Origin of the sequence: Tepidimonas sp. (assembly GCF_046292505.1) — a bacterium.
GTDB lineage: Bacteria > Pseudomonadota > Gammaproteobacteria > Burkholderiales > Burkholderiaceae_C > Tepidimonas.
Genome location: NZ_JBKBQX010000081.1, coordinates 1 through 1,545, shown reverse-complemented (window position 1 = coordinate 1,545; position 1,545 = coordinate 1). Strand labels below are relative to the sequence as shown.

Here is a 1,545-nt window from a genome sequence, read left to right as displayed (position 1 = left end):
GGGGGTCTTCGTTTGGGGGCTTTTGGTCTTGGTGGGGGGGGGGGGGGGGGCGGCCCGGGGGCGGCGGCCCCCACGCCCGGTGAGCACCGCCAGCGCATGCATCGACTGGCGGACCGAAACCTCCAGCACCGGCAGGCTGGCGCGGGTCTGCTCGGCCGCCGCGCGCGCCGTCTCCAGATCCAGCGCCGAGGCCAGCCCCGCCTGCACGCGCCACTGGGTCAGCTCCAGGCTGTCGAGCTGTGCGGCCAGGCTTTGCTTGGCCACGCGCAGCCGCTCGCGCGCGCCCCAGCCCTCGAAATAGGTGGCGGCGACTTCCGCCGCGAGGGTCAGGCGCACCCGCCCCAGATTGGCCGCGCTGGCGGCCACGTCGGCATCGCCCGCCCGCAGGGCCGCCGCACGCCGGCCAAACCAGTCCACATCCCAGCCGGCGTCCAGCCCGGCCCGCACGGTGGTCCCGGCGGTGGCGGAGCCGGCCCGGCCGCGCTGGACGGACGCGCTGGCATCGATCGCTGGCCCGGTCGCCGCACGCGCCGCGTCCCGCAGCGCGCGCGCCTGCGCGACGGCCGCCGCGGCACCAGCCAAGTCGGGGTTGGCCGCCAGCGCGGCTTCCACCAGTTCGGTCAGCCCGGGATCACCAAACGCCGTCCACCACCGCTGCAGCGGCACGGCCCCGTCCACCTCGGGCGTGCGGTCAGCCGCGCTCCAGCGCTGCAGGGTCAGCGGCAGTTCCGCGGCCGGGCGGGGTGGCGACACGCTGCCGCAGCCGGCCAGCACCAGAACCAACGCCCCGACCGCAGCCCGGGCCGTCACCGGGACAGACATCCAGTTTCGATCCATGATTCAGCGCAATGGTGGGGGCCCGGCATGAACGGCGGATGCACCGCCGGTAAAGATCTGTGTACCGGGCCCCTGGGCTACGACCACCTCGGTCACCGCGCGGTCGTCGGCCAGCATGATGAGCGCAAACAGCCATTCGGCCAGTGACTCGGCTTGTGCCGTGCGGCGCGCCAGCAGCGGGGTTGCCGCGGGGTCGAGGACGACAAAATCCGCCTCGCTGCCGGGTGCGAGCGACCCCACCACGCCGCCCAGCCCCAGCGCCCGCGCCGCACCCGCCGTGTGCTGCCACCACAGATCGAAAGGGCTCAAGCTCACCCCCTTTTTGGGCTGCCCCTGGCCACGCACCGACGCCCGGCCAACCGTGTAGGCGGCCCGCATGGTGGCGAAGGGGCTGAAGCTCATACCCCCGCCCACATCGCTGGCCAACCCCAGGCGCACCCCGCCCGCGCGCGCCGCCACGTAATCGAAAAAACCGCTGCCCAGAAACAGGTTGCTCGTCGGCGACACCGCGATGGCCGCACCGCTTTGGGCCAGCGCCCGCTGGTCGTCCGCGTCCAAGTAAATGCCATGGGCGTACACCGCGCGCTCGCGCAGCAGGCCAAAGCGCTCGTAGACGGCCAGGTAACTGCGATGGTAATCCCCCCGAAATCCAGCGCTCCGAGAAGTAGAGCTATGCGGCCATGGCCAGCCGCTGTTTTGGGGTGATGC

The 1,545-nt window shown here is 72.9% G+C and carries 2 protein-coding genes; both read right to left on the bottom strand.

The window, feature by feature from the left end; all coding sequences use genetic code 11:
- Nucleotides 1-822 (bottom strand): TolC family protein (locus tag ACK4TH_RS11770; protein ID WP_409626702.1); only part of this gene is annotated, 822 nt, incomplete at its 3' end.
- A gap of 18 nt (nucleotides 823-840) precedes the next feature.
- Nucleotides 841-1,545, bottom strand: a 705-nt coding sequence (locus tag ACK4TH_RS11765) for an amidohydrolase family protein (protein WP_409626700.1), incomplete at its 5' end; no start/stop codon positions are given.